This window comes from Gilliamella sp. Pas-s27 (genome assembly GCF_009795865.1).
Lineage (GTDB): Bacteria > Pseudomonadota > Gammaproteobacteria > Enterobacterales > Orbaceae > Gilliamella.
On record NZ_WTEW01000011.1, the window covers coordinates 1 to 16,551 of the forward strand.

Annotated in this window: 14 protein-coding genes, 1 tRNA gene and 1 pseudogene; 7 read left to right on the forward strand and 9 right to left on the reverse strand. The window is 34.2% G+C overall.

Going from position 1 to position 16,551, the window contains the following annotated elements; all coding sequences use genetic code 11:
• Nucleotides 1-158 precede the first annotated feature (158 nt).
• The 3 genes from GQ589_RS05600 to GQ589_RS05610 form a co-directional block, all read right to left on the reverse strand.
• Nucleotides 159-905 (reverse strand): hypothetical protein, encoded by a 747-nt coding sequence (locus GQ589_RS05600; RefSeq protein ID WP_160425031.1) that lies wholly within the window; start codon nt 903-905, stop codon nt 159-161.
• Nucleotides 906-1,249: 344 nt separating this feature from the next.
• The gene (locus GQ589_RS05605; RefSeq protein ID WP_160425033.1) at nt 1,250-2,485 is read right to left on the reverse strand and encodes an integrase domain-containing protein; all 1,236 of its coding nucleotides are present in this window, start codon (nt 2,483-2,485) and stop codon (nt 1,250-1,252) included.
• A gap of 161 nt (nt 2,486-2,646) precedes the next feature.
• Nucleotides 2,647-2,723: transfer RNA gene (locus GQ589_RS05610), tRNA-Ile, on the reverse strand.
• 211 nt (nt 2,724-2,934) lie between these two features.
• Here GQ589_RS05610 and GQ589_RS05615 point away from each other — a divergent pair.
• Nucleotides 2,935-3,294, forward strand: coding sequence for a DUF4156 domain-containing protein (locus GQ589_RS05615; protein ID WP_160425035.1), 360 nt, complete (start codon nt 2,935-2,937; stop codon nt 3,292-3,294).
• Nucleotides 3,295-3,362: 68 nt separating this feature from the next.
• Here the strand turns inward: GQ589_RS05615 and serC are convergent, their stop codons facing one another.
• The 6 genes and pseudogenes from serC to GQ589_RS05645 all read right to left on the reverse strand — a co-directional run bounded on the left by serC (nt 3,363) and on the right by GQ589_RS05645 (nt 11,113).
• Nucleotides 3,363-4,448, reverse strand: coding sequence for a 3-phosphoserine/phosphohydroxythreonine transaminase (gene serC, locus GQ589_RS05620; protein WP_160425037.1), 1,086 nt, complete (start codon nt 4,446-4,448; stop codon nt 3,363-3,365).
• A 158-nt stretch (nt 4,449-4,606) separates the two neighbouring features.
• The gene (gene argH, locus GQ589_RS05625) at nt 4,607-5,980 is read right to left on the reverse strand and encodes an argininosuccinate lyase (RefSeq protein WP_160425039.1); all 1,374 of its coding nucleotides are present in this window, start codon (nt 5,978-5,980) and stop codon (nt 4,607-4,609) included.
• Between the two features lie 243 nt (nt 5,981-6,223).
• Nucleotides 6,224-7,441 (reverse strand): annotated as a pseudogene (locus tag GQ589_RS05630) (argininosuccinate synthase); the annotation flags it as partial.
• Nucleotides 7,442-7,545: 104 nt separating this feature from the next.
• Nucleotides 7,546-8,325, reverse strand: a complete 780-nt coding sequence (gene argB, locus GQ589_RS05635; RefSeq protein ID WP_160425043.1) for an acetylglutamate kinase — start codon at nt 8,323-8,325, stop codon at nt 7,546-7,548.
• Between the two features lie 76 nt (nt 8,326-8,401).
• Nucleotides 8,402-9,412, reverse strand: coding sequence for an N-acetyl-gamma-glutamyl-phosphate reductase (gene argC / locus GQ589_RS05640; protein WP_160425045.1), 1,011 nt, complete (start codon nt 9,410-9,412; stop codon nt 8,402-8,404).
• A 237-nt stretch (nt 9,413-9,649) separates the two neighbouring features.
• Nucleotides 9,650-11,113 (reverse strand): aminoacyl-histidine dipeptidase, encoded by a 1,464-nt coding sequence (locus tag GQ589_RS05645; RefSeq protein ID WP_160399763.1) that lies wholly within the window; start codon nt 11,111-11,113, stop codon nt 9,650-9,652.
• A gap of 148 nt (nt 11,114-11,261) precedes the next feature.
• On the opposite strand from GQ589_RS05645, the gene gpt reads away from it, so the two are divergent.
• From gpt to proA, 6 genes are all read left to right on the forward strand, one after another.
• Nucleotides 11,262-11,795 (forward strand): xanthine phosphoribosyltransferase, encoded by a 534-nt coding sequence (gpt, locus tag GQ589_RS05650; protein WP_160399762.1) that lies wholly within the window; start codon nt 11,262-11,264, stop codon nt 11,793-11,795.
• Nucleotides 11,796-11,818: 23 nt separating this feature from the next.
• The gene (locus tag GQ589_RS05655) at nt 11,819-13,075 is read left to right on the forward strand and encodes an alpha/beta hydrolase (protein ID WP_160425047.1); all 1,257 of its coding nucleotides are present in this window, start codon (nt 11,819-11,821) and stop codon (nt 13,073-13,075) included.
• Nucleotides 13,076-13,100: 25 nt separating this feature from the next.
• Entirely contained in the window at nt 13,101-14,213 is a 1,113-nt protein-coding gene (gene proB, locus GQ589_RS05660; protein WP_160411486.1) for a glutamate 5-kinase, read from the forward strand.
• 12 nt (nt 14,214-14,225) lie between these two features.
• Nucleotides 14,226-14,522, forward strand: coding sequence for a hypothetical protein (locus GQ589_RS05665; RefSeq protein WP_160399759.1), 297 nt, complete (start codon nt 14,226-14,228; stop codon nt 14,520-14,522).
• 36 nt (nt 14,523-14,558) lie between these two features.
• On the forward strand, nt 14,559-14,978 hold the full coding sequence (locus tag GQ589_RS05670) for a hypothetical protein (RefSeq protein WP_160425049.1): 420 nt from the start codon (nt 14,559-14,561) through the stop codon (nt 14,976-14,978).
• A 304-nt stretch (nt 14,979-15,282) separates the two neighbouring features.
• Nucleotides 15,283-16,536, forward strand: a complete 1,254-nt coding sequence (gene proA / locus GQ589_RS05675) for a glutamate-5-semialdehyde dehydrogenase (RefSeq protein ID WP_160425051.1) — start codon at nt 15,283-15,285, stop codon at nt 16,534-16,536.
• Nucleotides 16,537-16,551 lie beyond the last annotated feature (15 nt).

A 16,551-nucleotide genomic window follows, 5' to 3' on the forward strand; every position in this document is an offset into this window, starting at 1 on the left:
AAATATTGTTATGGGAAGACACCCTGGCAAACATGGAATGATGCAAAGGGGTTGGTTAAGGAAAAGCAATTGGAGAATTTATTTTGCTCATCGGACACGCATTTTGTTAAAATGAAAACCGATGAGTAATAGGTGTCTGTCAGGTTAAGTTTGAGCTACTACATGTTTTCTGTATCGATATTCCATCGAACATTATTAGCAACTCCTATTCCATAATTAGCAGTTATTAATGCTTTTATAAATTTAGCTTGAGCATTAAGTGATTTAGGACTATGTTGTAGACGAGTTTGTTGTTGTTTTCTTCGCTGAAACTCCATTTCAGCATTTTCATTGAACCAATGATACTCCCCACCATTTTTTAATAATTCCAATTCATAGTGACTAATATAGAGATTTGAAATTTTCATATACCAACATACTGAAAATTCAAAATCAGAGGGTTCATAACCGTCAGTTTTTGTGATTATTTTATCAACCCTAGGCAAACTAGCTGAGCATATATCAATAACTTTGATCTCTGATTTATTGCGTTCATAATACAACCGTCTAGTATCACTAAAATCTAATGCTAATAAACCACCTATAAAAGTATCATGTTCAATACAATCCCCAATTCTAATTGTTCTTTCTAAAATACTTGTGTACATAGTTTCATACTTAGCAAAAGCGTCATCCAGCTGATTTATTGGAATATCATTTAGAGTTGCTCCATCGCTTTTGATTGTTATAATCTCATCCTCTATACCAGTATCATCATAATAGTCATTAACAATATAATCGTCTGGAACTAAAAAACATAATTGTAAAACGCCCATATAAGCATAATGAAATAAGTCATCAACACTACATTTAGCTTTTTCTGCGGCTTGTTCAAGTGTATAAAATAATCTTTCTGGTAATGCCATAAATAAACCCTATCATCTGATTTGAACTTCCTTGAACATTATATCACTACTGGATAAAATTACATGTGTTTTTAATATCACTTTTTAGAGAAATCTGGCTAGCCAAAGGAAAGGCTCTCATTTAGAAATCAGTACGGATTTAGAATCAAACCTAATGACATAATTTAATGTTATATATGTTATTATTATCTTTTAATAACACTTAAAAAAATATATATAAATCAATTATATTATGTTATTAGTGTTGTTAGTGTTATTAAAAATAATATATAAAGTATATTCCTATATAAGAGGCAATAAAAAACCAGCCTAGTTGACTGGCTTAATATATGACTATGGCAAAACTAATCATTAACGGTTTTCAAAGCATTACTCCCTGATAAAGACACATTCCCTTGGCTTGCTTGCTCTACAAAATCACCCCACCAATTCATTAATTCACGACGTTGCTCAAGATAATTTGCTCGGTTATAAATACTCCTAACTTCATTTTTATCAGCATGAGCCAAGGATGCCTCTATCAAGTCAGGATTAAAGCCTTGTTCATTTAATGCCGTGCTTGCTAATGACCTTAACCCATGAGAAACAAGGCGACCATCAAACCCCATCCTTTTAATGGCCATATTGACAGTTTGGCTACTCATAGGCTTATTAATAGAACCTTTCATACTTGGGAATACGAATTCTTTATGACTGGTTATAGGTAGCATGATTTCAAGTATCTTTATAGCCTGATATGGTAGCGGAATAATATGATCTCGCTTCATTTTCATTTTACTAGCAGGAATTGTCCAAATCCTTTGCTTGATATCTATTTCCTCCCATAAAGCACCTACTGCCTCACTTGGTCTTGTGATAGTCAATAATTGCCATTCTATTAAGCATCTGGTTTGTAATTCTATATTAGCCAAAGAAAGGGCTTGCATAAATTCAGGCAGTTCGTCAGGTCGAATACTTGGCATATTTGTAGGTGTTGGGCTTTCAAATACTTTGCCTACTTTAATTAACTTGTTAGATTCTATTAATTCATAATTAACAGCATAATCCATTATTTTATTAACTCGCCTAATTACTCGTTTTATCATATCGAATTTTCTAGCTGCTTTTAATGGAGCTAATATATTAATAAATAGTGTCGGGGTTATATCTGTTATTAGTGTATTACCAAGATAAGGGAAAACATGATTTTCTAGTGACTGCCAACTTTTTTTGATTGTCTCATCCTTATAACCTTGTGACTTCTCCAATATAAGCCAATCATCGGCCACACTTTTAAGTGTTCTTATCTTTTGAGTATTGATTAACTCTTTTTCTAATGGATCTTTATTTTGCCTAATTAAATCTCTGGATTCATTACGAAGATTTCTAGCATCAATTAAACTAACTTGAGGATAATGACCAAAACTAATTAATGCCCTTTTTTTAGTTGATGGACGAATATAATTAAAGCGCCATATTTTAGAACCAGTCTTTTTAATCAGCAAATATAATCCGTCTCCATCAGATAAAGTGTAATCCTTTTCTTTTGGCTTGGCGTTTTTAATTTGTGTATCAGTAAGAGGCTTAACTATTTTTACCATGTTATACAACTCGATGTTATATTCAAACGTATAACATAATATATAACATAAAAGTTTGAATTTTGCTAAATCAGGATGAACTTAGTTGAACAGTAAATTAACTGGAAAGCTTGTTAGATAAAGGTTTTTTGAACGTTTTTAAACTTACTTGATTATTGCGATGGTGGCCCCTACTGGACTTGAACCAGTGACCAATCGATTATGAGTCGACTGCTCTGACCAACTGAGCTAAGGGGCCATTTGGATGTGCTACTGAGTTAGTAGGGTTGCGATTATAATAGAGTTAAATCGAATTTGCTACAATTAATTAATAAAACAAGTTGATTTGGCTATTTATTAATCTGTATTTTATTAAGTTTTATGCTAATTTAATTACTGATATTTTTTGTTTAACTAAACTGATACAATAATTTAAGTTATTATTCGTTGTTATATTGGATGAGGAAATTATGTTTATCAAAAAATCACTAGTTATCGGCGTTGCAATATCAGCAACGCTGCTTTTAAGTGCTTGTAGTAACTCTAATCATCAACTTACCTCTGCTGGTAGTCAGGTTAAATTCATCGATACAAAGCCTGCCGCTTCTTGTCAATTATTAGGTAAGGCTGAGGGGCGTCGTAGTAGTTTCTTTTCAGGAGTAAAAACGCATAGCGAGCTTATTCGTGATGCCGCGACAGAACTGATGAATAAGGCCGCTGAGATAGGAGGAAATGTGATTTACAATGCACAAGATACGTCTATGCAGTACATTTCAGATATTGCACCAACAGATGCAGTTATGGTTGGTGAGGTTTATAGTTGTAAATAATTTGTCACTAAAAAGCGGGAGGTTTTTCCTCCCTTTTGGTTATTGATACTTCTTAGTAAAATCTTAAATTAACCATTTTGTTTTTCAAATTGTTGCATAAAATCAATTAAATAATTTACACCATCTTGATCCATGGCATTATAAATAGATGCACGCATTCCTCCAGCAATTCGGTGACCTTTTATTCCTATAATGTTAGCTTGGGTTGCTTCGCTTACAAATTTTTTATCCAATTGTTCATTTGGTGATAAAAAGGTGACGTTCATTATTGATCGATTAGCTTTAGAAACCGTATTTCTATAAAAACCGGATTGATCGATAAATTGATAAAGTAATTGCGCCTTGGCCTGGTTTCGTTGTTGCATTGCTTTTAGTCCACCAAGGTTTTTAATCCATTTAAAAACTAAACCAGACATGTACCATGCAAATGTAGGCGGTGTGTTAAACATGGAGTCGTTGTCTAATAAGATTTTGTAGTCTAATATTGATGGTAGGATTTTTTGTGCATAGCCAATTAGGTCTTCACGCACAATAACTATAGTGATACCTGATGGGCCGATATTTTTTTGTGCACCAGCATAAATGATGCCATATCTACTTATATCAATAGGTTGTGATAATATGCACGAAGATAAGTCAGCAACAACAGTTTTGTTGTCAAAATTAGGTTCTTCGAAGATTTGAACGCCGTCGATTGTTTCGTTTGGACAATAGTGTACATAAGCAGCGTCATTATTTAATTGCCATTCTGACATGGGTTTGATAGCGGTTAATCCATCTTGTTTAACAATAACATTTTGTTCATTAATTTGGCAATATTTGCTAGCTTCTTTGGCGGCACATTGGCTCCAGTAACCGCTGTTAATGTAGTCTGCACTGGTTTTATTCCCTAAAATGTTTAGTGGTACGGCGGCAAACTGTGCTCTGGCTCCTCCCTGACAATAAAGGATTTTGTAATTATTAGGGATGTTTAAGATTTGACGCAGATCATTGCTTGCTTCAATAGCACATGCATCAAAATCTTTACCTCTATGGCTTAATTCCATGACCGATGCGCCAGTATTATGCCAATTTAATAATTCAGCTTGAACTTGTTTTAATACATCTGTAGGTAATTTTGCAGGACCTGCACTAAAATTATAACTTTTATTCATTGCAATTCACTTTAATCCATTCAAAAAAGAGTTCTATTCTTGCACTGTCTGCACAGATATACAATCAGATTTTTTATAACAAAATCGCATAGAAGTGAATACGTTAGTATAAAAACGCCAGCAGATGCTGGCATAACGTTATTGAGGAGTTTAGTTGATTATGATAATTGTTGTTTTGCAACTTCAATTGCTGATTTTACTTGTTGTGGCGATACACCACCTTTAGCACAACGTTTAGCTAGGCAGGATTCTAATGATAATACTGGGTAAACGTCACTTTCAATCACTAAGCTAAATTTCTGTAATTCTTCAAGTGAGAGTTCTTCAAGTGCTTTTTGTTTTGCAATAGCCTCTACCACCGCTTCACCAACAATATGGTGAGCTTCTCGAAATGGTATGCCTTTAGCAACGAGATAATCAGCCAGTTCGGTCGCATTAGAATAGCCTTGTTTGGCCGCTTCTTCGCAATTTGTGTAATTAATTTTAATATCTTCTAATACTAGTGTAGCCATATCCAAACATTCTAGCCAAGTATCAAGCGCATCAAATAGGTGTTCTTTATCTTCTTGTAGATCTTTATTGTAAGCCAGAGGTAATCCTTTGAAAGTCACTAATGCTCCTGTTAGCGCACCGACAACTCGCCCTACTTTGCCACGGATCAATTCTAATGCATCGGGATTCTTTTTTTGTGGCATAAGTGAAGATCCCGAAGTCACACGATCGGATAGTTCAACAAAATTGGCTTCGCCACTATTGAAAATAATAAGATCTTCAGCAAAACGAGATAGATGTATCATACCTATTGAAGCATCATTTAATAGTTCAAGAATGTGATCACGATCAGACACAGAATCTAAACTGTTATTAGTTGCTTGGGTAAACCCTAACCAATGCGCTAGTTGGTCACGATCCATTGGATAGGCTGTTCCTGCTAATGCACCTGAACCTAAAGGACTAACATCAAGACGTTTTAATGTATCTTCTAAGCGACTAACATCACGACTAAGCATTTCAAAATAGGCTAAACACCAGTGGGAAAACGTTATTGGCTGGGCTCGTTGTAAGTGGGTATAACCAGGCATAATCGCATTTTGATGTTGTTCTGCTGTTGTAACTAGTGATTGTCGCAACTGATCAATTGCATTAATTAAATGAGAAACTTGCGTTTTACACCATAGTTTTAGGTCAGTTGTCGATTGGTCGTTACGACTTCGTCCTGTGTGTAATTTTTTACCTAAATCACCAATTTTTTCGATCAGTTTTTGTTCAATCCAGCTGTGTATGTCTTCAGCATCACTTTGTAAAATCTGTTGAGGAGCTTGTTGAACTGAAAGTAGTAATTCATTTAAGGCTTTTTCTAGTTTTTTTTGCTCATCATAAGATATAACGTCAACGGTCACCAATGCTTTTGACCAAGCAATCGAACCGATAATATCTTGCTCAGCAAGACGATAGTCAAAGCGTAATGAGTCATTAAAATGTTTAAACCTTTGATCTGCCGCTTGGCTAAAACGTCCACCCCATAATGCCATAATTACCTCAATATTATTTTAATGATTAGTTATACGATTTTAATTTATCGTTTTTATATGTTTATATTTATAATAAAATTTGATTTTATCAACAATAAAAATAATATATACAGGGTTTAACCTGTATATATTTATTATAGTAGTTTGATTTTTTGATACTAGCGCTTATTTTTTCGTTTTTGTGACTGCTTTTTTAGTCGCTGTTTTTGGACTTTTAGCTGTTTTAGCCTTTTGGGCCGGTTGCTTTTTCTTTTCTTCGTTTAAGGCACGTATGCGTGATGACAATGAGAATAGACGAATAAACCCACCTGCATGGCTGTGATCATAAACTTCATCTTCACCAAATGTAGCAAATTCTTCGTTATATAAGCTATTTGGCGATTTCTTTTGTACTGCCGTTGCATTGCCTTTATAAAGTTTGACCACAACTTCGCCGGTCATGTCTTGCGCCAAGACTTCGGCTGCAGCTTGAATAGAACGACGATATGGTGCAAACCAACGACCATCATAAACAACATAAGCCATTTCTAAACCTAATTGTTCGCGCCATTTAAAACTGTCACGATCTAATATTAATTGTTCTAAGCCTCGTAATGCTGCCATCATTATGGTACCACCAGGGGTTTCATAACACCCTCGTGATTTGATACCAACTAAGCGGTTTTCAATAATATCAACTCGACCAACACCATGCTTAGCACCAATTTTATTTAATGTTGCAACGCAGTTATAAGGTGATAGTTTTTTACCATTGACTGAAACAACTTCGCCTTTTTCAATCCCAATAGTAACAAGTTCTGGTTTATTTGGCGCATCTTCTGGCGAAACAGTCCAAGCCCAACAATCAGCATTAGCTTGGTTCCATGTGCTTTCAAGAACACCACCTTCGGTTGAAATGTGCCATGCGTTTTCATCACGGCTGTAAATTTTTTCAACGGTTGCGGTAGTTGGAATTTTACGGGCTTTTAAATAATCAATTAACGCTTCGCGTGAACGTAGATCCCACTCACGCCAAGGTGCGATAACTTTAAGTTGTGGGGCTAGTGCAGTATAAGTGGTTTCAAAGCGTACTTGGTCATTACCTTTACCTGTTGCGCCGTGGCAAAGTGTGTCTGCACCGACTTCTAATGCATATTCAACTTGTGCTTTTGCAATAATTGGACGAGCCATGGAGGTTCCAAGATAGTAAGTACCTTCATATAGAGCCCCAGTTTTTAATACCGGATATACATAGTCTTTAACAAATTCTTCTCGTAAATCAACCACTTTACAAGCAACAGCACCTGATGCTTTAGCTTTCTTTTCGACATCTTTTAATTCTTTGGGGTCTTGACCTACATTGGCAACAAATGCATAAACTTCACATCCACCATAGTTCTCTTTTAACCAAGGAATAATTGCTGATGTATCTAAACCGCCCGAATAAGCCAACACAACTTTTTTTGTTCCACTTTTTTTCATGTTATACCCTTTCTAAATTAACTTACGTAAATAAATGAGTTAAAGATGTTTACTTTTAATATTCAAATAGAGATAGCCAAATTAATATACTAGCAGCTCAATATTTAAGCAATAATTCTTGTGCCTGTTATACCTGATTGTCCGTTAAATAGTTCAATCAATTTGTCAGATTCTTTCCAACTAGCAATATCAATAGCTCGTCCTAAGGCTTTAGCTGCCTCAAAAGCAGCATTGACTTTCACTATCATACCCTCAGTAATAACACCTTTGGCAATTAGTTGATCAGCTTGCGATTGTGTTAGTGCTTCAATACGTTGTTTATTTTCATCAAGTACGCCAACCACATCAGAAAGTAATATTAAATCGGCATTTAAAGTTTTAGCAAGAGTAACAGCAGCGTGATCGGCATTGACATTCATCATCTTACCTTCTTCAGTAATACCAATTGAGCTGATAATAGGTAAGTAACCAGCATTAGTAAGTAAGTTTATTAACGTAGGATCGCCAGCTTTAGCTTCACCAACATAACCTAAATCTTCTGAAATTTGTTTAACTTCCACACTATTACCGTCAGCTAAACAGAGCCCAACACTAGCTATTTTTTGTTTTTTTGATTCTGACAATAATGTGGTATTGGCACTACCTGCAAGACTACCGACAATAACATCAATTTGGTCAGCGGGTGTTACACGTAACCCATTTCGACGAACTACAGGTAAGGAGAGTCTATCCATCAAAGAATCAACGACCGTACCACCGCCATGAACAATGATTAATGAACGTTGAAAATTCTTTTTATATTCACTAATGACAAGAAATAATTTACTTAAGGCGTCTTTGTTATCAAGTAATACGCCACCAAGTTTTATAACTAATGGTTTCATTTTAGTTCCCTATTAATTTAACTTATTGTTAATACGTTCAAAATTTTGGGTAAAATTAAAATAATTTAACCCTTTTTTATAATAATGATGCTGTTTCATCAAAACCAAATCGAATATTCATGCACTGCACCGCTTGCGCTGCAGCACCTTTTAATAAGTTATCTTCAACAGAAATTAATATTAAATGACGATCTTTTAATACAAAACCAATATCACAATAAGGCAAACCAATTACAGACTTTAGTGCAGGCCAATCTTTCTGGTAAACTCTAATTAGCGGTTTATTCTGATAGTATTTATTTAAAGCAGTTAGAATGTCTTGTGATGTTACCCCCTCTTTTACTCGGCAAGTTATTGTGGCATGAATACCTTGTTTAAAACTGCCTAAATGGGGTGTAAAAATTACCTCTTGAGCTAAATGTGTTGCAATTTCAGGTTGGTGACGATGCGTAAATAATCCATAAGCGTGTAAACTTACTTCACAAAATATATTATTATGCGAAGGTTTTCGCCCTGCACCACTCACACCACTTACAGCATTAATGACTGGCCATTGCGAATTATCTAATAGCCCCTCTTCAATTAATGGTTTAAGCGGTAATTGAGAAGCCGTAGGATAACATCCTGGTACCGCAATGAGTTGTGCATTTTTGATCTGTTCGCTATTCCATTCAGCTAAACCATAAACAGCTTTGTCTAACCATTTTTGCTGTTGATGTGTGAAACCATAATACTCAGAATAAAAAGTAGCCGAATTGACCCTAAATGCACCTGATAAATCAAAAACAACGCAGCCATGATCTAAAAAATGAGGTGCAATATTGTGGCTGACAGCATGTTCAGTTGCTAAAAAAACAACGTCAACATTATTAATATAAGAGGAATAATCTGCTGTAGCAATAAGAGGTAAATCAACAATACCTTTTAATTGGGGATGTAAATCGTAATCAGAAATCAGTTTACCAGCATCTTGACTGTTCTCTGATACAGTTAATGCAATAAGTTCAATATGTGGATGTTTGTGTAAATAATAAGCTAATTTCGCACCAGCATAACCACTCGCACCAACAATAATAGCCTTTAACATACCAACCCTTATTTATTTTTTATGCAATAATGTTCATATAGTAGGTTATTTATAAAGCTATTACAAGTACAAAATGAATTTTTATTCACTTTTTTTGAATTTAATTTCATCTTACAGGTGTTTTTTTGTTATCTGACTATGATGTTCAAAGATAAAACATCATAGTCTTGAATGATTTTTAATAAGATAACTCAAAATGTTAATTTTCTGCCGAAAAAATCAGCAGATACTAGAAAATTATTTTAGGCAGCTGGCCGATTTTAAGATCGCTATTAATAATTCCCAATATCGGTAAACACTTTGAATATTGACTTTTTCGTCTGGAGAATGTGGTGAAACAATTGTTGGTCCAATTGAAATCATATCCATGTTTGGATAACTCTGCTTAAATAAACCGCATTCAAGCCCTGCATGAATCACCATTATTTTCGCTTGCTGAGAAAATATTTCGTGATATTTATTTTTTGCAAGTTGTAACAATTGTGAATCTAAATTAGGCTCCCAACCAGAATATCCTCCACTAATTTCATAATTAGCATTTGCCAATTGGCTAAGCGATATCAATGTCGATACAACAGCATCTTTTGCACTATCAACTTGAGAACGAATTAAAAAATGAACAATTAGTTGATTATCTTCAATATTGACAATACCTAAATTAAGTGATGTTTCAACCACACCGTCTAATTGGTTGCTCATTCTAACCACACCATTAGGTGCTGTATTTAACCAATTGATGATTTTATTTTGATGCTCAGTAGTTAATACGCGTTTTACTTTATTGGACTGAACTTCTGATAATGTGATTTCAATAGTCGGCTCTACATGACCTAACTCATTGTGCAAAATAGTTTGATATTGTTGAACAATTGCTTCTAATTTAGGTAAATCTTGTTTATTTAGTGTGATTTCAGCAAAGGCTTCTCTTGGAATCGCATTACGTAATGATCCGCCTTTTATATCAGCCAATCTAAATGAAATATCTGGTGCATATTGAGCTAAAAAGCGAGCCATCAATTTAATTGCATTACCTCGACCAAGATGAATATCACAGCCTGAATGCCCACCTTTTAACCCTTTAAGTGAAAGATTCATATAGCAATCATGCTTTTCTGGCATTACAGCATAAGTAACAGCAAAGGTAGTAGTAAAGTCAACGCCACCAGCACACCCTGTAAATATTTCACCTTCATCTTCAGAATCGGTATTAATTAAATATTGGCTTTTTAACCAATTAGGTTGTAAACCAAAAGCACCGTGCATACCGGTTTCTTCTGATACTGTTACTAATACTTCAATTGGTCCATGTTCAACTGTTGGATCAATTAAAACAGCAAGTGCAGATGCTAGTCCAACACCGTTATCTGCACCTAATGTAGTACCTTTGGCTCTTACCCATTCGCCATCAATATAAGCTTGAATTGGGTCGGTTAAAAAATCGTGAATTGTACCCTCATTTTTTTGTGGCACCATATCCATGTGTGCTTGTAAAGCAATGGATGGGCATTCTTCCATACCTTTGGTAGCTGCTTTAGTTAATAAAATATTACCCACTTTATCAAGCTTACAATCAATATGATGTGTATTGGCAAAATCGACAATATATTTAGTTATCATTTGTTCATGATGAGACGGATGTGGAATATTACAAATATCATTAAAAATTTGCCAAACAGATCTCGGTTTTAGTGTAGAAAGCATAATATAACCCCAATATTAAGTAAGTAATAAATTTGAGTGGTTTTTTTTATCTAATCACTCTATAATAAGGTGCAATTTTACATCTATTTTTAGTCCATTAATATTAATTTATTATATTCGTATATCCGATTAAAATTGCAGGTTACTCATGTCAATAGAACAAACATTAACAGAAGAAGAAATTAAAGCCAAAAAACAACAAAAAGCAGAACTTATTGCTGAAAAGAAAAAATTCAACGTCACCTGGGAAATGTTACAATCCTACGGTCGTCAGCTTTCAGAGCGTTTATTACCTGCAACACAATGGAAAGGCATTATTGCCGTTAGTCGTGGTGGACTTGTTCCTGCTGCTATTTTAGCGCGAGAATTAAGTATTCGCTATGTCGATACAGTTTGTATTTCAAGCTATGACCATGACCACCAGCGTGAAAAACTAATATTAAAACAAGCCAATGGAGATGGTGAAGGCTTTATCGTAGTTGACGATTTAGTCGATACGGGTAACACAGCTCATACCATCCGCGAAATGTACCCAAAAGCTCATTTTGTCACTATTTTTGCAAAACCTGCTGGTAAGCCTCTTGTTGATGATTATGTGATTGATATTGCACAAGATACTTGGATCGAACAGCCTTGGGATACTGGTGTCATGTTTGTTAAACCGATTTGTGATCATAAATAATCAAGAAGAACATTAAATTTGTTATGGTAGCTACCGAAAATCTAACAGCACAAATATTTAAGCCACAATTTGATTACCCCGAGACATCAACGCTTATTAAGCGTATCGATAGTGGCGATGGTAGTAGCATTAGTGCCTTAGATGGTGAAATTGACTCAAGATGGTATCGAATTATTAATGCTGTTTTGTGGCATTGGCGGGGGTTACCAAAATTAGAGACTGAAGCGGTTTTATCAAAAATTGCCGCTTCAACTAAGCATCACACCAATGATAAATGGTTAGATACAGTCGTTGGTTACCAATCAGGTAACTGGGTTTATGAATTTTTAAATCAAGCAGCAATATGGCAAACTAAAGCTGAATCGTTTGATAAAACAAATCTTACCAACGAAGATAAAAATAATTTACTCAATTATTATCTTATTGCCAGTGAATTATCAAGTATTGCTAGCTATCCACATTTTAAAAATGACGAACTTGCAATGTATGCCCAAACTTGTGCTTACCAAAGTTATACAAAAGCACTTAACTTTTCACCATTTTTGACTAAAGAACTTGAATTTAAAGTTGATAATCGTAATGTCAAAGCAATATTACATTTACCAAAAACAGAAGGAACTTGCCCTGTTGTACTAATTTGTAATGCATTAGGTAATTTACAAATTGATTATTACCGTTATTTTAGTGAATTTTTAGCACCTTATGGATTTGCTATGCTAACGGTTGATCTGCCAACTGTAGGTTATAGCCGTAACTTTGCTTTATCTCAAAATAGTAGCCAAATTCATCAAGCCATAATAGAACAGCTTCCATCCATACCTTGGGTTGATAATAATCGTATCATTGTTGCAGGGTTTCGGTTTGGTTCGCATATTGCAACACGTTTAGCTTATTTGATGCCAAACAAAATAAAAGGATTGTTTAATTTTACTCCACTAATCCATCAGATCTTTGTTGATAAAACGCTACAAAAAAACCTACCGAATAGTTACAAAGATATGCTTGCTAGTCGTTTAGGATTACCGTCAATATCCAATCAACAATTAGCAGCTGAGTTGAACTACTTTTCGCTAAAAAATCAAGGACTTTTAAATCATGCTTGCCAAGTTCCTGTTATGAATATCATTTTTGAAGATGATAAACTAAGTAACCTTTGCGAGGCAAAATTGATTCATTCAACTAAACAAAACAAAGTAATAACTGTATCTAAAAAACAATTACAAAAAAGCCTGCATCAGGCGTTAGCACAATCAGTAAAATGGATGGAGTCAGTTCTATAATTCACGATTAAAAAAGAGTAATATTATGACTAATAAAAAACAACAGACAATTGTTGTTAAATTAGGTACTAGTGTGCTTACTGGTGGATCTAAGCAATTAGATAAAGCAAAAATAATTGAACTTATTCAACAATGTGCATTTTTACATCAAGATGGACATAAAATTATTATTGTTACATCTGGCGCAATTGCTGCTGGTCGCGAATATCTTAACTTTCCTCCCCTACCCAACACCGTTGCATCCAAACAATTACTTGCCTCTGTTGGACAAAGTAAATTAATACAACTTTGGGAACAGCTATTTTCTATCTATAAGATCTATATCGGTCAAATGTTACTTACTCGTGCCGATTTGGAAGATCGTGAACGATTTTTAAATGCACAAGACGTTTTAAAAGCAATGTTAGATAATCATATTATTCCTATTATTAATGAAAATGATGCTGTTGCAACCGCAGAAATTAAAGTTGGTGATAACGATAACTTATCAGCGCTAGCTGCTATTTTAGCCGAAGCTGATAAACTAATTTTATTAACAGACATTGAAGGTCTTTATACAACCGATCCAAGATCAGATAAAAGTGCCAAATTGATTCATGAAATTGATCATATTGATGATAATTTACGAAGCATCGCTGGTGATAGTGTTTCTGGACTTGGTACTGGTGGTATGAGCACAAAAATACAAGCGGCCGAGGTCGCTGGTAGTGCTGGTATTGAAGTTATAATTGCCGCAGGAGGCAAAGCCAACGTTATTATTGATATTGTTAATAATCAATCTGTCGGTACACGATTTATACCTCAAAAAACCCCACTAGAACATCGAAAACACTGGCTTTTTGGTGCACCAAAAGCTGGAATAGTACAATTAGATGATGGTGCGGTTAATGCAATATTAAATAATGGGAGTTCACTATTACCTAAAGGTATTATCAACGTAGAACAGAACTTTTCTCGTGGTGAAGTTATTGATATTTGCGATAAATCTGGCAAACGCATTGCGCGTGGTGTCAGTCGTTATAACAGTGATGCTTTAAGGCAAATTGCTGGGCATCATTCTCAAGAAATTAGTCAAATTATTGGCTATGAATATGGTCATGTTGCTGTTCACCGTGACGATATGATAATTAAACAATAAGGAAAGAAAATCATGGGATTAGCTATTGGTGGTATAATTGCGAATTGGTTTGCAGTATTAATATTTTATCTTAACTCTTCATTAAACCGTGATGAGGCATCACAAATAGTTTTACCATTTGCAATTATTTTTGCTTTGATTGCTACATTAGGGTTAATTGTTGCAACAAACAATAAAAAAATTGGAGGTATATTAATCATTATAGGAAGTATATTTTTTATACCTCTAGGGCTAATTGGTGTTTTTGGTGGAAAAAAAGTTGTAAGTCAAGAAAATGCCAAATCTTTAGATGAAAGACGCAATTTCTAGAACAAAAAAGAATATTACATTAATTAGGATAAAAAAGTGGAATCAAAAAACCAAACTACTAAACAATTTTATGCACGATATTTATCAATGCTTCGTATTGTCGTTTGTATTATTGTTATCATGGCAATGTTGGTCATAGCTCCAGAATTATGGTATAACATTATATTATTACTATTAGTACTAGTCATATCCATTTGGCAATATTTTATGGTATATATTACTATTGGTGAAGATTTTATTACACTTAGACCTGCACCAATAAGAAGTGATATAAGCGTACTTTTTGATGAAGTTAAATCAGTTAGATATGAACCTCAAAAAATATTTATAGAATATTGTAATAAATTAAGTAAACAGGAATCTACCTTAAAAATATATTTAAATGTTTTAGATAATGCTACAAAAGCAGAACTTTTAAATACTTTACATACAGTTTTAAAAGATAAAGAGTCATAAATTGATGTTTACAAGAGCAAAGAAGCACAGTTCTTTGCTTTTATTTCTATTTGTACAGCTGCAATACTTAAATAGAAAATATTATTATATCCTACTTAGATTTTACTTCTTTTCAAGAAAAGTATATTTTTGATATCTATCATCATTAAAGATAAATAAAACGTAAGAGAATACTGAGTAAATAATGAAATAAAAATTTATTGTTAAATTTCAACACAATATTAACGTTATATAAGAAATTATTTTATAAAAATAATGCTTAAACAAGTAGAATTATTAAAAATAAACTTTAGAGACAATAACAATGTTACAGCAAATGGGAAAAACAGCTAAACTTGCTTCATATCAACTAGCACAATGTCCAACCGCAATGAAAAATAACACGTTGATGGTTATGGCTGATTTATTAGAACAGCATAGCGCAAATATACTCATTGCAAATGAAAAGGACATCCAAGCAGCGAAAGAACAATGTTTAGACGAAGCCATTTTAGATCGTCTACTTTTAACACCTGAGCGATTATCATCTATAGCCAATGATATCCGCAAAGTAGTTTCCTTAGCAGATCCCATTGGACAAATGATTGATGGTTCAATTTTAGATAACGGATTAAAGTTACAACGTTGTAGAGTACCTTTAGGCGTTATTGGTGTGATTTATGAAGCTCGCCCAAATGTCACGATTGATATTGCTGCCCTTTGTTTAAAAACAGGCAACGCAGCACTACTTCGTGGAGGGAAAGAAACAATCAATACCAATGTTGCCATAATTTCTGTGATCCAAAAAGCATTAAAACAAGTCGGATTACCTCAAACAGCTATCCAATGTATTAATAATCCTGATCGTAAATATATTCATGAATTACTTAAACTCGATAAGTATATTGATATGATTATCCCCCGTGGAGGTGCATCTTTACATAAGTTATGCCGTGAACATTCAACAATTCCCGTTATTACAGGTGGTATTGGTGTCTGTCATATTTTTGTAGATGAAACGATTGAGTTTGATAAAGCACTACCAATTATTGTTAATGCCAAAACTCAGCGCCCAAGCACGTGTAATACACTTGAAACGCTACTAATTCATCGAAATATTGCAAAGCAATTTTTACCTAAACTCAGCCAAGCTATGGCAGATAATAACGTTATATTACATGCCGACCCAAGCTGTTATGACATATTAAAAACAGAAACTGCAACTGTCGTTCCCGTTAAAAATGAAGAATTACAGCAAGAATGGTTATCAAAAGATTTGAATGTAATTATTGTTAATTCGCTTGAACTGGCTATAGAGCATATCCGTGAATATGGTACAGGTCATTCAGAATCAATTCTAACGCGTAGCTTACTTAATGCTGAACAGTTTGTAAATCAAGTTGATGCGGCTGCAGTTTATGTTAATGCATCAACACGTTTTACTGATGGTGGACAATTTGGTTTAGGAGCAGAAGTTGCAGTTAGTACACAAAAACTACATGCCCGCGGACCGATGGGACTTGAAGCACTAACAACCTATAAATGGATTGGTTATGGTGATGATTTAATTCGCCAATAACAAAATCAAAGTGAA

What these genes read in the sequence shown, in the direction of transcription:
- GQ589_RS05655 (WP_160425047.1), top strand. Translation starts at nt 11,819, where the DNA reads ATGGTAGCTACCGAAAATCTAACAGCACAAATATTTAAGCCACAATTT.
- argH (WP_160425039.1), bottom strand. Translation starts at nt 5,980, where the DNA reads ATGGCATTATGGGGTGGACGTTTTAGCCAAGCGGCAGATCAAAGGTTT.
- GQ589_RS05600 (WP_160425031.1), bottom strand. Translation starts at nt 905, where the DNA reads ATGGCATTACCAGAAAGATTATTTTATACACTTGAACAAGCCGCAGAA.
- GQ589_RS05615 (WP_160425035.1), top strand. Translation starts at nt 2,935, where the DNA reads ATGTTTATCAAAAAATCACTAGTTATCGGCGTTGCAATATCAGCAACG.
- GQ589_RS05665 (WP_160399759.1), top strand. Translation starts at nt 14,226, where the DNA reads ATGGGATTAGCTATTGGTGGTATAATTGCGAATTGGTTTGCAGTATTA.
- GQ589_RS05605 (WP_160425033.1), bottom strand. Translation starts at nt 2,485, where the DNA reads ATGGTAAAAATAGTTAAGCCTCTTACTGATACACAAATTAAAAACGCC.
- GQ589_RS05645 (WP_160399763.1), bottom strand. Translation starts at nt 11,113, where the DNA reads ATGCTTTCTACACTAAAACCGAGATCTGTTTGGCAAATTTTTAATGAT.
- proA (WP_160425051.1), top strand. Translation starts at nt 15,283, where the DNA reads ATGTTACAGCAAATGGGAAAAACAGCTAAACTTGCTTCATATCAACTA.
- argC (WP_160425045.1), bottom strand. Translation starts at nt 9,412, where the DNA reads ATGTTAAAGGCTATTATTGTTGGTGCGAGTGGTTATGCTGGTGCGAAA.
- argB (WP_160425043.1), bottom strand. Translation starts at nt 8,325, where the DNA reads ATGAAACCATTAGTTATAAAACTTGGTGGCGTATTACTTGATAACAAA.
- serC (WP_160425037.1), bottom strand. Translation starts at nt 4,448, where the DNA reads ATGAATAAAAGTTATAATTTTAGTGCAGGTCCTGCAAAATTACCTACA.
- gpt (WP_160399762.1), top strand. Translation starts at nt 11,262, where the DNA reads ATGTCAATAGAACAAACATTAACAGAAGAAGAAATTAAAGCCAAAAAA.
- proB (WP_160411486.1), top strand. Translation starts at nt 13,101, where the DNA reads ATGACTAATAAAAAACAACAGACAATTGTTGTTAAATTAGGTACTAGT.